The organism is Actinomycetospora aurantiaca (genome assembly GCF_037401875.1).
In the GTDB taxonomy this organism is placed as follows: Bacteria; Actinomycetota; Actinomycetes; order Mycobacteriales; family Pseudonocardiaceae; genus Actinomycetospora; species Actinomycetospora aurantiaca.
The window spans coordinates 85,945-100,810 of sequence record NZ_JBBEGN010000009.1 but is presented as its reverse complement, the minus strand read 5'-3'; the positions used below and the strand labels follow the sequence as shown (position 1 = coordinate 100,810).

Sequence of the window (14,866 nt, the reverse complement as noted above, 5' to 3'; positions counted from 1 at the left end):
GTCGTACGTCACCGACCGCACATCCCGGTCGCTCGCCGTGTCCGTCGTTCGGGTGGCCGCTCACGGCCCGAGTACGACGTCTCGGCGAGTCTGCCGCGTGGCGTGTCGCGCAATCCGCGTGACTGTCGGACCCCCCGTTCATGATGTGCCGCATGACCGCAGCATCCGTGAGTGCCTCCGCACAGCGGGCCGCCGCCGTGCGGGCGCAGTGGCTCCCCTCGACGTCCACCGACGTCGCGGAGACCACCGTGCCCGTACTCGCCGCCGAGCCGGCGGACGCCCCCCGCACCGACCCGCTCGCCGCCCTCCCCCTGGTGCTCGACCGCGAACTCGTCGCGGTCCGCCGCCACCGGCTCGACGTCGAGGGGCGCGTCCCGGCCGGGGTCGCGCGCTACGTCGACCCGTCGCAGGGCATGCTCGAGTTCGTCTTCGCCGGCGACGGCGGCGAGCAGATCGTGCTCGCCGTGGCCCCGGGCTCGCGGGGCGACACGGTCGTCCCCGTGCTGCCGGCGCCGTTCGACGGCGACGAGGGCCTCCCGGTCGGGCGGCACGCGCCGTTCGACGAGGTCCTCGGGGACGCCCTCGAGGACGTCGACCGCGTGGTGTCGCACGTGGAACGCCCCGACGAGATGCGCGGCGTCGTGCTCCACCTCGGCGGGCGGATGCTGATGATCTACGCCGACCTGTGGGAGCTGCGGGTCACGCTGCTGCCGTGAGCCGGGTGAGCACGGACGTGAACAGCCCGAGGCCGTCCGCCCCGGGACCGGTCAGCGGGTCGATCGCGTGCTCCGGGTGCGGCATCAGCCCGACGACGCGGCCGTCGGCCGAGCAGACGCCGGCGATGTCGCGCAGTGCTCCGTTGGGCGCGGGCTCGGCGTAGCGGAACACCACGCGGCCGTCGCCCTCGAGCCGGTCCAGGGTGTCGTCGTCGGCCACGAAGCGGCCCTCGCCGGACTTCAGCGGGACGGTGATCGCCGAGCCCTGCTCGAACCCGGCCGTCCAGGCGGTGTCCGCCTCGACTCGCAGCCGGACCTCGCGGCAGATGAACCGCAGCCCGGTGTTGCGCACGAGCGCGCCCGGCAGCAGGCCCGCCTCGCACAGGATCTGGAAGCCGTTGCAGATGCCGAGCACGGGCAGTCCGGCCCGGGCGGCGTCCACGACGGGCCCCATCACCGGCGACCGCGCGGCGATCGCGCCCGCCCGCAGGTAGTCGCCATAGGAGAACCCGCCGGGCACGACGACCGCGTCCACCGACTGCAGGTCGGTGTCCCGGTGCCACAGCGACACCGCCTCGGCGCCCGCGTACCGCACGGCGCGGGCCGCGTCGACGTCGTCGAGGGTGCCGGGGAAGGTGATGACCCCGATCCGCGCGCTCATTGCCCGCCGTTCCCCTCGCGCCGCACGACCCACTCCTCCATCACCGGGTTCGCCAGCAGGGTCTCGGCGATGCGCTCCAGCTCGGCGTCGTCCACCGAGTCGTCCACGTCGAGCACGAAGTGCTTGCCCTGCCGGACGTCCGCGACCCCGGAGACGCCCAGCCGGCCCATCGCGCGGGCCACGGCCTGGCCCTGCGGGTCGAGGATCTCGGCTTTCGGCAGGACGTCGACGATCACGCGGGGCACGGGTCAACCGTACCGGGTTGCCGGTGGCCGCCCCGGGGGAAGTCCGGGATCGTGAGCGCCACCGAACTCGTCCATCTCGGCCACGCGTGCGTCGTCGTCGACACCGGTTCCGCCCGTGTCCTGCTCGACCCCGGCGTGTTCTCCGAGGGCTGGCAGACCCTGGAGGGCCTCGACGCGATCCTGGTCACGCACCAGCACTTCGACCACCTCGACGTCGAGCGGCTCCCCGCGCTGCTCGAGCAGAACCCGGGCGCCGAGCTGGTCGTCGACGAGGGCACCGCGGGGGTGCTCCGGGAGCGGGGGATCGACCACACCCGGCGCGAGCCGGGCGAGACGTTCGAGGTCGCGGGCACGTCGATCGAGGTCGTGGGCGCCGAGCGGGGCGAGCACGCGGTGATCCACCCGGACGTCCCGGTGATCCCGAACAACGGCTACGTGCTGCGCGCCGAGGGGGGCACCGTGATGCACCCCGGGGACGCCTACGTCCCGGCTCCGGCGGGCGTCGACGTGCTGCTCCTGCCGACCGGCGCGCCGTGGCTCAAGGTCTCCGAGGCCGTGGACTACCTGCGCGCGGTCGCCCCGCCGATCGCGGTGCCGATCCACGAGGCGGTGCTGGCGAACCCCGACCTGCACTACGGCCTGTTCGACTCGCTCTCCCCGGAGGGCACGGACGTCCGGGTGCTGCCGCGGGGGGTGGGAGCTCCGCTCAGGTGAGCAGTTGTCCGTGTCCGGGCACGGAGAAGTGCTCACGTGCGCGGAGCGCACATCACGCGGTGGTCGACCAGAGCTCCGGGTCGACGGAGCCGTCCGCGGTCCGCCGGTTCGCGCGGCGTCCGACGAGGTCCGTGGCCGCGGTGGGCAGCGCCCCGGCGGCGAGGGCCGCGTCGACGGCGGCCAGGAGGGCGCCCGGGTCCTGCACGGCGCCGAGCGTGAGGTGCAGCAGCGCCGCGGCCGGTTCCGGACGGCGGGTCCGGGTCAGGCGGGTCCGCAGCGACGACCGCTCGGTGCGGCCGGGCTCGGTGACGGGACCGGCGACGCTCGTCGTCGGGACCCCGAGCGGGCCCAGGCGGTGGACGCCCGCGTCGTCGAGCAGCAGGTCCAGGCCCGTCTCGGCGAGCGCCCGGCGGGTGCCGGGCGAGGCCGTCCAGCCCGGGGCGGCGAAGCCGTCCACGGCGAGCCCGAGCGCCTCGGACGAGCGCGACGCCCCGGCGAGGCGCAGCCGCGCCTCCAGCAGGGGCAGGCGGCGGTAGGGGCGTGCGTCGTCGTGCACCGAGCGGAAACCGTGCAGCAGGACCGCGTCGCCCGCGCGGCGTCGCGCGGCGGCGAAGGCGGTGACCTCGGGGTGCGGGCGCGGCCCGACCAGCAGGGTCAGGGGCACCCGGCGGGCGTCGAGCGCGTCGCAGAGACCGACCGCGGCGCCGAGCGGGGCTCCGGGGGCGAGGCCGGTGACCGAGACGAGGAGACGCGCATGGGAAGGGAGCACGCCGATAGGGGAGCTCGACCCGTGACGCTGTGGCTGCACGCCACCATCAAGCCCCACCGACGTTGTGGGCAGGTGAACTCCGTGTGCAGTCGGATCAAAGAGCCGGGGGCCACTGCTGGCCGGTGATGCGGGTGTAGGCCTCGACGTACCGGTCCCGCGTCGCCTGCACGACCTCGTCCGGCAGCGGGGGCGGCGCCTCGCCGGAGTGCCGGTCCCACCCGGAGTCGGGCGAGGTCAACCAGTCGCGGACGTACTGCTTGTCGAAGCTGGGCTGCGGGTGGCCCGGCTCGTAGTCCTCGGCCGGCCAGAACCGCGACGAGTCGGGCGTGAGCACCTCGTCGCCGAGCACCAGCGCGCCGGTGCTGTCGCGGCCGAACTCCAGCTTGGTGTCGGCGAGGATGATCCCGCGGCTCGCCGCGTAGGCCGACCCGCGGGCGTACACCGACAGCGTCGCGTCGCGCAGCGCCCCGGCGAGATCGCGGCCGACCTGCTCGGCCACGACCTCGAAGCTGACGTTCTCGTCGTGCTCGCCGACCGCGGCCTTCGTCGCCGGGGTGAAGATCGGGCGCGGCAGCATCGAGGCCTCGGTCAGCCCGTCCGGCAGCTCCACCCCGCAGACCGCGCCGGTGGCCCGGTAGTCCGTCGTCCCCGAGCCGGCGAGGTAGCCGCGGGCCACGCACTCGACCGGGACCATCTCGAGCCGCCGGACCAGCAGGGCCCGGCCGCGGACCTCCTCGGGGATGCGCTCGTCGCGCGCCGCCACGAGGTGGTGGGCCACCGGCGGTGCTGCGGCGTCCGCGCCGCCGAGCAGCCCGAACCAGAACACCGACATCGCCGTCAGCACCCGGCCCTTGTCCGGGATCGGGGTGTCGAGCACGTGGTCGTAGGCCGAGATCCGGTCCGAGGCCACCAGCAGCAGCGTCTCGTCGTCGACCTCGTAGAGGTCGCGGACCTTCCCGGACGCCAGGTGCGGGTAGTCGGAAAGGCTCACCACGGGCGGCAACGCTAGAGGATGCGTCCCGGGGTGTACGCCGCCGCCTCGGGGGCGTCGGCCACGATCCGCGCGACCTGGTCGGCGACCGCGGCGACCTGCGCGCCGGCCGCCCCGACGAACGCGGCCGGGTCGGCGACGGCGGCGTCCAGGTCGGTCTCGGAGACCCCGAGCCGGGAGTCGCCCGCGAGCCGCGCGAGGAGGTCGTTGCGCTCGATGCCCTTCTCCCGCATGTCCAGGGCCACCGCGCGGGCGTGCTCGCCGATGATCTCGTGGCCGGTCTCGCGGCCGACGCCGGCGCGGACCGCGGCCATGAGCACGGCCGTCGTCCCGAGGAAGGGCAGGTAGCGGTCGAGCTCGCGGGCGATGACGGCAGGGTAGGCACCGAACTCGTCGAGCACCGTCAGGAAGGTCTCGAGCAGGCCGTCGATCGCGAAGAAGGCGTCGGGCAGCGCGACCCGGCGGACGACCGAGTCGGAGACGTCGCCCTCGTTCCACTGGTGGCCGGCGAGCTCGGCGACCATCGCCGCGTTGCCGCGCAGCACGATCGCGAAGCCGTTGATCCGCTCGCACGAGCGCGTGTTCATCTTGTGCGGCATCGCGCTGGACCCGACCTGCCCGGCCTGGAACCCCTCGGTGACGAGCTCCTGGCCGGCCATCAGCCGGATCGTCGTCGCGAGGCTCGACGGCCCGGCCGCGAGCTGGACGAGCGCGGAGACCACGTCGTGGTCCAGCGAGCGCGGGTAGACCTGGCCGACGCTGGTCAGGACCTCGTCGAACCCGAGGTGCGCCGCGACCCGCCGCTCCAGGTCGGCCAGTTTCGTGGCGTCGCCGTCGAGCAGGCCGAGCATGTCCTGCGCGGTGCCGACCGGGCCCTTGATCCCGCGCAGCGGGTAGCGGGCGATCAGCTCGACCAGGCGCCGGTGCGCGACCAGCGTCTCGTCGGCCGCGCTCGCGAAGCGCTTCCCGAGGGTCGTGGCCTGGGCGGCGACGTTGTGGCTGCGGCCGGCCATGACGGTGTCGGTGTACTCGGTCGCGCGCCGGGCGAGCCGGGCGAGCACCGCGACCGTCTTGTCCGCGACCAGCCGCAGCGAGTCCCGGATCTGCAGCTGCTCGACGTTCTCGGTGAGGTCGCGGCTGGTCATGCCCTTGTGCACGTGCTGGTGCCCGGCGAGGTCGTCGAACTCCTCGATGCGGGCCTTGACGTCGTGCCGGGTGGTCCGCTCGCGGGCCGCGATGGAGTCGAGGTCGACGGAGTCGACGACGCGGCGGTAGTCGTCGAGCACGCCGTCCGGGACGTCGATCCCCAGGTCCCGCTGGGCGGTGAGCACCGCCAGCCACAGCTCGCGCTCCAGGACGACCTTGCGCTCGAGCGACCACAGGTCCCGCAGCGCGGGTGAGGCGTACCGGGCGGCGAGGACGTTGGGGATCACGGTGGTCCAGGATAGGTCGTGCTCGATCTGCGCTCCGACACCGTGACGAAGCCGTCCGACGCCATGCGGGAGGCGATGTCCTCGCTGGCCGCCGCCGACGTCGGGGACGACGTCCTGGACGGCGACCCCACCCTGGCCGAGCTGCAGGCCCGGGTGGCCGCGATCCTGGGCGTCGAGGCCGCGTTGTGGACCCCCACCGGCTGCATGGCCAACGCGATCGCCCTGATGTACCACCTGGAGCGCGGCGACCGGTTCCTCGCGCCGGCCGGGGCGCACGTGCTGGAGGCGGAGCTGGGCACGTCGGCGTGGCTCGCGGGCGGGCTGCCGACCCCGTTGCCGGTGCGGCCGGACCCGGCGGACGTGCTGCGCGCCGCGGGCGGGGCGTCGCCCTACTTCGGCCTGCGCTCGCGGCTGCTGTGCCTGGAGAACACGCACAACGCCGGCGGGGGCGCGGTGACCGGGGTCGGGGAGCACACCGCGCTGGTGGAGGCGGCCCGCTCGGCCGGGCTGCGGGTGCACCTGGACGGTGCACGGATCTGGCACGCGGCGGTGGCGCTGGGCGTGGAGCCGTCGGCGCTGGTCGGGGACGTGGACACGGTGAGCGTCTGCCTGTCGAAGGGGCTCGGCGCGCCGATGGGCTCGGTGGTGGCGGGTTCGGCGGAGTTCGTCGCTGCGGCGTGGCGGCTGCGCAAGATGCTCGGCGGCGGCATCCGGCAGGGCGGCGTGGTCGGGGCGGCGGGGCTCGTCGCCCTGGAGCAGATCGCCGACCTGGCCGCCGACCACGAGCACGCGACGCTGCTCGCGGACGGCCTGCGGGAGCAGGGGTGGCCGGTGTCGACCCCGGACACGAACATCGTGCTGGTGACGACGACCGAGCCGGGACCCGTCGTCGGGAAGCTCGCGGACGTCGGGGTGGCCGCGGTGCCGTTCGGGCCGGGCGTGCGGTTCGTGACCCACCGGGACGTCTCGCGGGCCGACGTCGAGACGGTCCTGGAGCGCACCGCCGGGCTGCCGGTGCCCTAGCTAGTCGGGTCGGGGGGCCCACGTAGCGTGAAGACTCAGCGTGCGCTGCCCCGCCACCACTCCGGGCTCGCCCTAGGCGAGCGCCGTGAAGTCCGCCACTGCAACGGTGTCACCGTCGATCTCGAGCCGCCATTCATAGCGCCCCGCCGGCAGCGGGAGCGGAGCCACATTGAGGACGAACGCGGCGCTGATGTGACTTCCCGGAGCCGTACCGGGAGGCCGGCCGGCTTCCACGTGCGCCTCCGCGCCCACGCGGCCATCTCCCTCGGCCTGCTCCAGACGTACCGGTGCCCCATCGGTGGTCATGAGCTGCAGCCGAAGAGGAATCTGCTGATTGGTCCGATCCCACGGAATCTTGATCAGGACAGCGACGGCCTGAGGGCCTGTGGGCGACGAGGTGACTGACCAGCCCGCGCCGAGCATGTTGACCTTGCCTGACGTCGGTTCGGCGGTGGCTGCATCGCAGAGAATCAACGAAGCTTGAACGGGAGACGCCATCAATTCGGGATGACCGCAAGGTTGCCCATGGTCCTGTTCTCGGCAGACGTACCCGTCGAAGCCATGCGGGTCACCGCCGCCGACCCGTACCCGAAGCTCTTGGTGACAGCTGCCTGAGGTCTACGTACGAGTTCTGCAGGCTCCGCACGGTCCATGATCGCGTCCAGCTGCGCTTCGTCGAGATCGAACTCGGCGAACTCATCGTCTGCGCCGCGCTCTGCGTCCATCAGCCCATCCTCCTCAACACAGTCCGAAGCCGCCAGATCCCTTCCTCGACGTCCACGGGTTGCAACAGCACCGTGAGGCGAACCCCGTCCACAGTCGTGCAACGGACGGCGAGCCTGCGGCCATGAACGGGGTCATCGTCCCAGCCTGCACGCTCGTAGTGGTCGGGTACGCATGCCTCGCGGACCTGGTCGCCTGTCACGAACCGCCTGGTCCTGATCTTCGTCTCCATGGCCGGGCTGATCCGAATCTCCGCGATCCAGAAGCGCTGCGCCACACGGTCGAACTTAGCTACTCAGAAAAGTCGTCCTCGTTGCCATCGCCACCGGGGCGCGACGCGCTCCGAGCGTCGTCGACGGCGGGCCGTGCGGCTGGCCAATCGGCCAGTCCGCCCTCCTCCGCGCGTCTAGTCTGAGCGTGCGGCGTTCCTGGCGTCCAATGACAGTAGTGACGCACTGCTGGCACCAGGGGTGCCCTCGAGCTCGTCGATCCGCGCCCGCAGCGCCCGGACCTCGGCGATCAGCAGCTCGGTCTCGGTCGGCCCCGCCGGGTGCAGGGCCTCGGAGGCGTCCTTCGCGCCGACCTGCTCGAGGAACCACGTGGCGATCGCGGCGGTGACGGTGCCGAGGATCGCGATCCCGCCCAGCATCAGGCCCGCGGCCACGAAGCGGCCTTCGGTCGTGACGGGGTAGCGGTCGCCATAGCCGACCGTCGTGATCGTCGTCAGGACCCACCAGACGGCCTCGCCGAAGGTGGTGATCGACGCCTCCGGGGCGTCCCGCTCCACCTCGTACACGGCCAGGGCCGCGACGAAGCCGATCAGCGACACCGACACGAGGAGGTAGCTCCCGACCCGGCCGCGGAAGTCATCGCGCAGCACCCGCGCCAGCGACGAGACCACGGCGACCAGCCGTAGCAGCCGCAGGAAGCGGAAGAATGGCGCGGCCACGACGAGCAGGTCGAACGGGTGCCGCGCGATGAAGCGCCACTTGCGGCGGGCCAGCACGAGACGCCCGACGAAGTCGACGACGAACACGCCCCAGATCACCCAGAGCACGACGTCGAGCGCGAACCACTCGGGGTCGGGCCCGCGGAAGGCGAGGACCTGGACCGCGTAGACGGCGAGGTAGCTCAGGCCGACGACGGTGAGCGCCGCGTCCGTCCGCCGCTCCCAGGCCTCGACCCGCGGCTCGTCGGGCTCTTCTGACATCGGCGCAGCGTAGGTCCACTCCGCGGGAAGTTCCTAGAGCGTCGGGATCCAGCTCCCGAGGCGGTCGAGGGCCTCCCGGACCGTGTCCGTCGACCCGGCGAACGAGAGCCGGATCCAGGTGTGGCCGTCGACCGGGTCGAAGTCGATGCCGGGGGCGACCGCCACCCCGGTCTCGGCCAGGATGCGCTGCCCGAAGGCGAGCGTGTCGTGCGTCAGGTGCCCGACGTCGGCGTAGACGTAGAACGCGCCGTCGGCGGGGGCGAGGCGTGTGATGCCGAGGCGCGGCAGCCCCTCGATCAGCAGCTGGCGGTTGATCGCGTACCGCTCGACGTGGGCGTCCGCCTCGGCGTACGCGGCGTCGGTGAACGCGCCGAGCGCGGCGAGCTGGGCAGGCACCGGGGCGCAGACGGTGAAGTTCCCGGAGATGACGTCGACGGCGCGGCGCAGCCGCTCGGGGACCAGCAACCAGCCCAGCCGCCATCCCGTCATCGACCAGTACTTCGAGAAGCTGGTGACGACGAGCGACTCGTGGCTGGTGCTCCACGCGGAGGCCGTCGCGGGGCCGGTCCCGTACTCGATGCCGTGGTAGATCTCGTCGCTGATCAGCTGCGTGCTGTGCTCGTCGCACCAGCGGGCCAGGGCGGCGAGCTCCTCGGGCTCGATGACGCTGCCGGTGGGGTTGGCGGGACTGGCGACGATCAGCCCGGCCGGCGGCTCGTCCAGGGCGTCCAGCATCGCGACGCTGGGCTGGAACCGGGTCTCCTCCCCGCACGACAGCTCGACGACCTCGCAGCCCAGGCTCGCCAGGATGTTGCGGTAGCAGGGGTAGCCGGGCCGGGCGAGGACCACGGTGTCGCCGGGGTCGAACGCGGCCATGAAGGCGAGCAGGAAGCCGCCGGAGCCGCCGGTGGTGACGACGACGTCGTCCGCGGTGACGTCCGGGTCGCCGTACCGGCGGCGGTGGTGTCCCGCGATCGCCGCACGCAGCTCGGGGGTCCCCAGCGAGCCGGAGTAGCCGAGGATGTGGTTCGCCAGCGCGTCGTTCGCCGCCTGCCGGACGTCCACCGGCGCCGGCGTCGAGGGCTGTCCGGCGGAGAGGTTGACCAGGTCGCCGTGGGTGCGGGCACGCTCCGTGGCGGCCGCCCACACGTCCATCACGTGGAACGGCGGGACCTGGGCGCGGGCGGACGGGCGGCGCATGGTGGTCACCCCGCCATCAGTACCCCACGTACGAGTCCCCGCGTGCGACCGCCTCGACGCCCGGCACCTCGCTCACCGACCCGTAGCGCCGGATCGCGTACCGGACCGCGGCGATGATGTTGTCGACGGGATCGGTGATGTCGTCGTGCCCGGGGAGCTTGTTCGCCTCGAACGTCGGGCCGATCGTCTGCATCAGGCCCTTCGACGGCGTGCCCTTGTCGGCGTTCGAGTCCCAGTCGTTCACCGCGTCCGGGTCGCCGCCGGACTCGTGCTCGATGATCGTCGCGATGTCGTCGGCCTTCATCTTGTCGGGGTCGACGCCGTTCTCGGCGAGGATCGCGGTCGCCTCGCGGATCCAGTCCTGCACGCCACCCGTTCCCGACGACGGGGCGGTGCCGGCGTCGTCGTCCGCCGCACCCTCCTCAGCCTCGTCACCCCCACCAGAACCGCTTCCGCCGGACTCGGTTTCCGAGGTGTCCTCCGCCGCGCCGTCCTCGGCCCCGTCGTCCTCGCCGGAACCGCGTCCACCGGACTCGGTCTCGTCGCGTGCGTCGTCGTCTTCCCCGGAACCGCGTCCATCGGACTCGGTTCCCGTCGTGCTGTCGACGCCCGAGTCGTAGCGCCCGCCGTTGCCGGGATCGGCGGCGTCGGCCCGGGAGCCCCGGGCGTCCCCGTCGTCCCCGGCCACGTCGTCCCCGGCCACGTCGTCCCCGGCCACGTCGTCCTCCGCCACGGTGGTCTCGTCTCGATCTCCCGACCCGCCGTCCGAGCCCGACCCGCCGTCCGAGCCCGACCCGCCGTCCGAGCCCGACCCGCCGTCCGAGCCCGACCCGCCGTCGAGAATGCGAGCAGCCCGGACCGGCTCGTCGGCGCCGATCGTGGCGCCCTGCCGGTCGGTCCAGCGCGCGGCGGCCCCGGAGGACGCGGACATCACCCCGGCGTCGGGCGAGCGCAGCCGTGAGAACCCGGTGACCCCGTCCGCAACCGCCCGGAGCCGTCGGGCGCACTCGGCGACCTCCACCTCGGCGCGGTCCAGCGCCGCCCGGGCGCGGGCGGTCGGGTCGGCGACGGCGGCCCGGACGTCGTCGGGGCGGGCGCGGGCGAGGTCCAGGGCGTCGGAGACGTGCCCGGCGACCTCCTCCCGCAGGCCCGCGAGGGTGCGGCCGAGGTCGGCGAGCTCGCCCTGGATGCGGCGGGTGGCGTCGCCGGTCCGGGAGCCGGCGCGGGCGACGTCGGCGGTGTAGCGGGCGAACGCGTCGGCGCCGGGACCCTGCCAGGCCTGCGCCACCCCGTCCCCACGGTCGGCGACGGCCCGCACCGAGGCCTCCGTGCCCTCCGCCACCGAGGCGTAGCGCCGGGCGACGTCCGCGAGCGCTCCGGTGTCGACCCGGTCCACCCGGGCGACCACCTCCCGGAGCCCCTCGGTGCCGGGCGTCGCGTCGAGCGCGCCCAGCACGTCGTACCCCCACCCGGCCACGGAGCGCCTACCCGAGCACCGCGAAGCCCCGCGTCGAGGCGAACGAGCGGGTGCCCAGGGACCCGGCGGTGTCGGTGTCGGCGGCCTGCATCGACCGCAGGGTCGCATCGAGCGCCCGGTCGGTCTCGCCGAGGCGGGCCCCGCCCGCGGTCAGGTCGGCCTCGAGGGCGGCCCGGCAGTCGGCCAACGCCCCGGCGAGCTGCGCCGCCGACTCCAGCCCGCCGAGCCCCGACGACTGCCCCGCCGGCCCCAGCAGATCCGCCAACGCCGGCAGCCGGCGGGCGTGGGTGGCCACCTCCAGGCGCGCCTGCTCGATGGCGGCGGTGCCGTAGACGACGTCGGGCATGCGCAGGAGGTTAGGTCGACGCCGGACGTGCTGGTGGCCGTTCGCGAGATCTCGCGCCGCCCGCCGTCGGGGACGGTGCCGTACCACCCACGATTGTGACGTCCAGCGTCAGCATGGCCGCACTGCTGACACCGCTCAGGACACCGCGCCGAGCCCGATGTCGGTGCGCCAGTGCGCCCCGGGCAGGCGGATGCCGTCGAGGCGGCGGTAGGCGTCGGCGCGGGCACCCTCGAGCGTCGCCCCGGTGCCGACCACCGACAGGACCCGGCCCCCCGCCGAGACCACCGCCCCGTCGTCGCGGCGCCGCGTGCCGGCGTGCAGCACGCCGTCGCCGTCGGACCCGGTGATGACCTCGCCGGTGCGCACCGCCGCCGGGTACCCCTCGGCCGCGACGACCACGGTCACCGCGTACCCGTCCGCCCACGTCGGGGCGGGTTCGGCACCCAGCTTCCCGGTCGCCGTCGCGAGCAGCAGCGACGAGAGCGACGACCGCAGCAGCGCCAGCACCGCCTGCGTCTCCGGGTCGCCGAACCGGCAGTTGAACTCCACGACCTGCGGTCCCGACGACGTCAGCGCCAATCCCGCGTAGAGCAGCCCGGAGAACGGCGTCCCGCGCGCCGCCATCTCCGCCGCGACGGGCCGCACGATCGTCGACACCACGTCGTCGACCAGCCCCTCCGGCGCCCACGGCAGCGGGGCGTAGGCGCCCATGCCGCCGGTGTTCGGGCCGACGTCGCCGTCGCCGAGCCGCTTCGAGTCCTGCGCGGGCACCAGCGGCACCACGTCCGTGCCGTCGACGCAGCAGAACAGCGACACCTCCGGCCCGTCGAGGTACGACTCCAGCAGCACCGGGTGCCCCGCCTCGAGCACCGCCATGGCGTGCGCGCGGGCGTCGTCGTACTCGGAGGTGACCAGCACGCCCTTCCCGGCCGCGAGACCGTCGTCCTTGACCACCCACGGCGGGTCGAACCGCGCGAGCAGGGCGTCCAGCCGGGCCGGGGTGTCGACGACCTCGGAGCGCGCGGTCGGCACCCCGGCCGCGGCCATGACGTCTTTCGCGAACGCCTTCGACCCCTCGATCCGGGCCGCCGCCGCCGAGGGCCCGAAGCACGGGATCCCGGCCTCGCGCAGCGCGTCCCCCACGCCCGCGACCAGCGGTGCCTCGGGCCCGACGACGACGAGGTCGGCCCGCCAGCGCCGGGCGAGGTCCACCACGGCCGTTCCCGAGGACGGGTCGGCGAGGCCCGGGTGCTCCGCCACGTTCGCGGTGCCGGCGTTGCCGGGGGCCGCGGCGAGCGCCGTCACGGCGGGGTCGGCCGCGAGGGCGAGCAGCAGAGCGTGTTCGCGGGCTCCGGACCCGACGACCAGGACGCGCACGCCGCGAGACCCTACGGGCCGGTGCGGCGGGCGGCGCACGCACCGCTTGTTCACCCACCCCGGGTGGCGACGCGACCCGCCGTCGGGAAAGCATCGGCGCCATGCCGCTCTCACGCCGTGTCGCGCTCGCCACCGCCGGGGGACTGGCGGCCGCCGCCGGGCTCGCCGCGTGCTCGGACGGGGCGCCGGCGGCGCAGCCGACCGCCGGGTCGACCCCGGCACCGGCCGGAACGCCCGCGCCCGGGCAGCCCGCACCGGGACGGGGGCAGGTGACGATCGTCGGGCACCGGGGCGCGTCGGGGTACCGACCGGAGCACACCGCCTCGGCCTACTCGCTGGCCGCGCGGATGGGGGCGGACGCGGTCGACGTCGACCTCTGCATGACGCGGGACGGGCGCCTCGTCGCCCGCCACGAGCCGGAGATCGGCGGCACCACCGACGTCGGGCGGCGACCGGAGTTCGCGAACCGCCGCCGCACGGTGGTCATCGACGGCACGTCCTACGACGGCTGGTTCACCACGGACTTCACCCTCGCGGAGCTGAAGACCCTCCGGGCCGTCGAGCGCATCCCGGCGACCCGCCCGCACAACACCCTCTACGACGGCCGCGACCCGCTGCTGACGTTCGACGAGGTCCTCGACCTCCTCGACGGCCTGTCGCGGGAGCTGGGCCGACGGGTCGGGGTCCTTCCGGAGGTCAAGCACTCGACGTGGCACGCATCGGTCGGGCTGCCGGTGGAGCCCGCGCTCGTCGAGGTCCTGCGGCGGCGGGGCCTGGCGGAGGACCCGCAGGTGATCGTGCAGTCGTTCGAGGTGGCGAACCTCCGGGCGCTCAAGGGCCAGATCGCCTGCCCGCTGCTGCAGCTCGTCGACTCGGCGGGCAAGGCCCCGGCCGACTTCGTCGCAGCGGGCGACCGGCGCACGTTCGACGACCTGGTCACCGCCACCGGGCTGCAGGAGGTCGCCACCTACGCGACCTGGCTGGGCCCGTCCAAGGAGCGGGTGGTGGCTCCGAGCGGGGTCCCGACGACGTTGGCGGGCGACGCCCGCGCCGCCGGGCTGCGCACCATGCCGTACACGTTCCGCAACGAGAACGAGTTCCTCCCGCCGCCGCTGCAGCGCACCGCCCCGGGGGCACCGAAGTCGACCTACGGCGACGCGTTCGGCGAGTACGCCCAGTACCGCGCGCTCGGGATCGAGGGTCTGTTCAGCGACAACCCGGACACCGCGATCGCCGCGTGGAACTGAACGCGTCTTCGACGGTGTGTCGGGCTCCTAGCCTGATCGGATGGGGTCTGGGGCTGTCGCTTACGTGGACGAGTCGTTCCACGAGCACCCCAGCGAGGGCTTCTACGTGTTGGCCGCAGCGATCTTCACGGGCCCCGATCCCGAGCATGCGCGCGCGGCCATGCTCGGACTCCGCGCGGCGCGAGCCACAGCCAAGCTGCACTGGAACGAGATGGACGCCGACCAACGTCGCACCGCGACGGCCACCGTGGCCGGCCTCGACGGAGTCCACGTGGTCGTCGTCGGGGCGCCGGTACCGCCGAGGCGACAGGAACGAGCTCGGCGGCTGACGCTGCGACGCCTGACCTACGAGCTGCACGGGATGGGCGTGACCCGCATCGTCATCGAGAGCCGTCAGCAGGTACTCGACCGCCGGGACGTCACACTCGTGACAGCGACTCGCAACGACCTTCCGAAGGGCACTCGTCTTCGGGTGGATCACCAGCGTGGCGCGGACGAGCCACTGCTCTGGGTGGCCGACATCGTCGCCGGCGCCGTCCGCGCCGGTCGGCATGGCGTCGACGACCACCGTGAGCTGCTCGGCGCGCTCGTGGAGATCATCGACGTACCGTGCTGATCGACTCAGCCGCCCCAGACATGCGTAAGGCCGTGCTCCCGGTCTGCCCCAGGTCACACGGCCTTGCGACTCGCTGAGGCACCCACGGTGCCCAACTGAGACCGACTATACGTCAGAC

The 14,866-nt window shown here is 73.9% G+C and carries 18 protein-coding genes; 5 read left to right on the top strand and 13 right to left on the bottom strand.

What is annotated here, in order from left to right:
* Positions 1 to 152: 152 nt before the first annotated feature.
* Entirely contained in the window at positions 153 to 716 is a 564-nt protein-coding gene (locus WCD74_RS18585) for a hypothetical protein (RefSeq protein WP_337696360.1), read from the top strand.
* Here the strand turns inward: WCD74_RS18585 and purQ are convergent.
* Positions 700 to 1,377, bottom strand: coding sequence for a phosphoribosylformylglycinamidine synthase subunit PurQ (gene purQ / locus WCD74_RS18580; protein ID WP_337696359.1), 678 nt, complete (start codon positions 1,375 to 1,377; stop codon positions 700 to 702). The two genes, WCD74_RS18585 and purQ, sit on opposite strands and share 17 nt — an antisense overlap.
* Positions 1,374 to 1,622 (bottom strand): phosphoribosylformylglycinamidine synthase subunit PurS, encoded by a 249-nt coding sequence (purS, locus tag WCD74_RS18575; RefSeq protein WP_337696358.1) that lies wholly within the window; start codon positions 1,620 to 1,622, stop codon positions 1,374 to 1,376. The genes purQ and purS overlap by 4 nt, the downstream gene beginning before the upstream one ends.
* A gap of 51 nt (positions 1,623 to 1,673) precedes the next feature.
* Between purS and WCD74_RS18570 the strand changes: the two genes are divergently transcribed.
* Positions 1,674 to 2,336, top strand: a complete 663-nt coding sequence (locus WCD74_RS18570) for an MBL fold metallo-hydrolase (protein ID WP_337696357.1) — start codon at positions 1,674 to 1,676, stop codon at positions 2,334 to 2,336.
* Positions 2,337 to 2,388: 52 nt separating this feature from the next.
* On the opposite strand, the gene WCD74_RS18565 is transcribed toward WCD74_RS18570, so the two are convergent.
* The 3 genes from WCD74_RS18565 to purB all read right to left on the bottom strand — a co-directional run bounded on the left by WCD74_RS18565 (position 2,389) and on the right by purB (position 5,529).
* Positions 2,389 to 3,105 carry a DUF2334 domain-containing protein gene (locus tag WCD74_RS18565; RefSeq protein ID WP_337696356.1) on the bottom strand — a complete coding sequence of 239 codons (717 nt, stop codon included), beginning with the start codon at positions 3,103 to 3,105 and terminating at the stop codon, positions 2,389 to 2,391.
* A gap of 94 nt (positions 3,106 to 3,199) precedes the next feature.
* The gene (locus WCD74_RS18560) at positions 3,200 to 4,099 is read right to left on the bottom strand and encodes a phosphoribosylaminoimidazolesuccinocarboxamide synthase (RefSeq protein WP_337696355.1); all 900 of its coding nucleotides are present in this window, start codon (positions 4,097 to 4,099) and stop codon (positions 3,200 to 3,202) included.
* 11 nt (positions 4,100 to 4,110) lie between these two features.
* Positions 4,111 to 5,529 carry an adenylosuccinate lyase gene (purB, locus tag WCD74_RS18555; protein WP_337696354.1) on the bottom strand — a complete coding sequence of 473 codons (1,419 nt, stop codon included), beginning with the start codon at positions 5,527 to 5,529 and terminating at the stop codon, positions 4,111 to 4,113.
* 18 nt (positions 5,530 to 5,547) lie between these two features.
* On the opposite strand from purB, the gene WCD74_RS18550 reads away from it, so the two are divergent.
* The gene (locus WCD74_RS18550; protein WP_337696353.1) at positions 5,548 to 6,552 is read left to right on the top strand and encodes a threonine aldolase family protein; all 1,005 of its coding nucleotides are present in this window, start codon (positions 5,548 to 5,550) and stop codon (positions 6,550 to 6,552) included.
* A 72-nt stretch (positions 6,553 to 6,624) separates the two neighbouring features.
* On the opposite strand, the gene WCD74_RS18545 is transcribed toward WCD74_RS18550, so the two are convergent.
* The 8 genes from WCD74_RS18545 to purD all read right to left on the bottom strand — a co-directional run bounded on the left by WCD74_RS18545 (position 6,625) and on the right by purD (position 12,885).
* On the bottom strand, positions 6,625 to 7,050 hold the full coding sequence (locus WCD74_RS18545; protein ID WP_337696352.1) for a DUF6941 family protein: 426 nt from the start codon (positions 7,048 to 7,050) through the stop codon (positions 6,625 to 6,627).
* On the bottom strand, positions 7,050 to 7,277 hold the full coding sequence (locus tag WCD74_RS18540; RefSeq protein WP_337696351.1) for a hypothetical protein: 228 nt from the start codon (positions 7,275 to 7,277) through the stop codon (positions 7,050 to 7,052). The genes WCD74_RS18545 and WCD74_RS18540 overlap by 1 nt, the downstream gene beginning before the upstream one ends.
* Positions 7,277 to 7,552, bottom strand: coding sequence for a hypothetical protein (locus WCD74_RS18535; protein ID WP_337696350.1), 276 nt, complete (start codon positions 7,550 to 7,552; stop codon positions 7,277 to 7,279). Before WCD74_RS18535 ends, WCD74_RS18540 begins: the two co-directional genes overlap by 1 nt.
* 129 nt (positions 7,553 to 7,681) lie before the next feature.
* Positions 7,682 to 8,485, bottom strand: coding sequence for a potassium channel family protein (locus tag WCD74_RS18530; RefSeq protein WP_337696349.1), 804 nt, complete (start codon positions 8,483 to 8,485; stop codon positions 7,682 to 7,684).
* 33 nt (positions 8,486 to 8,518) lie between these two features.
* Positions 8,519 to 9,685 (bottom strand): pyridoxal phosphate-dependent aminotransferase, encoded by a 1,167-nt coding sequence (locus WCD74_RS18525; protein WP_337696348.1) that lies wholly within the window; start codon positions 9,683 to 9,685, stop codon positions 8,519 to 8,521.
* A gap of 16 nt (positions 9,686 to 9,701) precedes the next feature.
* Complete coding sequence (locus tag WCD74_RS18520) at positions 9,702 to 11,162, bottom strand: transglycosylase SLT domain-containing protein (RefSeq protein WP_337696347.1); 1,461 nt, start codon at positions 11,160 to 11,162, stop codon at positions 9,702 to 9,704.
* 7 nt (positions 11,163 to 11,169) lie between these two features.
* Positions 11,170 to 11,508 carry a hypothetical protein gene (locus WCD74_RS18515; protein WP_337696346.1) on the bottom strand — a complete coding sequence of 113 codons (339 nt, stop codon included), beginning with the start codon at positions 11,506 to 11,508 and terminating at the stop codon, positions 11,170 to 11,172.
* Positions 11,509 to 11,643: 135 nt separating this feature from the next.
* Positions 11,644 to 12,885: a phosphoribosylamine--glycine ligase gene (purD, locus tag WCD74_RS18510; protein ID WP_337696345.1), complete on the bottom strand. Its 1,242-nt coding sequence runs from the start codon at positions 12,883 to 12,885 to the stop codon at positions 11,644 to 11,646.
* 101 nt (positions 12,886 to 12,986) lie between these two features.
* On the opposite strand from purD, the gene WCD74_RS18505 reads away from it, so the two are divergent.
* Both WCD74_RS18505 and WCD74_RS18500 read left to right on the top strand, forming a co-directional pair.
* Positions 12,987 to 14,132, top strand: coding sequence for a glycerophosphodiester phosphodiesterase family protein (locus tag WCD74_RS18505; RefSeq protein WP_337696344.1), 1,146 nt, complete (start codon positions 12,987 to 12,989; stop codon positions 14,130 to 14,132).
* Positions 14,133 to 14,196: 64 nt separating this feature from the next.
* Positions 14,197 to 14,748, top strand: a complete 552-nt coding sequence (locus WCD74_RS18500; RefSeq protein ID WP_337696343.1) for a DUF3800 domain-containing protein — start codon at positions 14,197 to 14,199, stop codon at positions 14,746 to 14,748.
* Positions 14,749 to 14,866 lie beyond the last annotated feature (118 nt).

Excerpts from the sequence above, each read along its gene's own strand:
- WCD74_RS18585 (WP_337696360.1), top strand. The coding sequence starts at position 153 with ATGACCGCAGCATCCGTGAGTGCCTCCGCACAGCGGGCCGCCGCCGTG.
- purQ (WP_337696359.1), bottom strand. The coding sequence starts at position 1,377 with ATGAGCGCGCGGATCGGGGTCATCACCTTCCCCGGCACCCTCGACGAC.
- WCD74_RS18545 (WP_337696352.1), bottom strand. The coding sequence starts at position 7,050 with ATGGCGTCTCCCGTTCAAGCTTCGTTGATTCTCTGCGATGCAGCCACC.
- WCD74_RS18540 (WP_337696351.1), bottom strand. The coding sequence starts at position 7,277 with ATGGACGCAGAGCGCGGCGCAGACGATGAGTTCGCCGAGTTCGATCTC.
- WCD74_RS18530 (WP_337696349.1), bottom strand. The coding sequence starts at position 8,485 with ATGTCAGAAGAGCCCGACGAGCCGCGGGTCGAGGCCTGGGAGCGGCGG.
- WCD74_RS18525 (WP_337696348.1), bottom strand. The coding sequence starts at position 9,685 with ATGCGCCGCCCGTCCGCCCGCGCCCAGGTCCCGCCGTTCCACGTGATG.
- WCD74_RS18515 (WP_337696346.1), bottom strand. The coding sequence starts at position 11,508 with ATGCCCGACGTCGTCTACGGCACCGCCGCCATCGAGCAGGCGCGCCTG.
- WCD74_RS18505 (WP_337696344.1), top strand. The coding sequence starts at position 12,987 with ATGCCGCTCTCACGCCGTGTCGCGCTCGCCACCGCCGGGGGACTGGCG.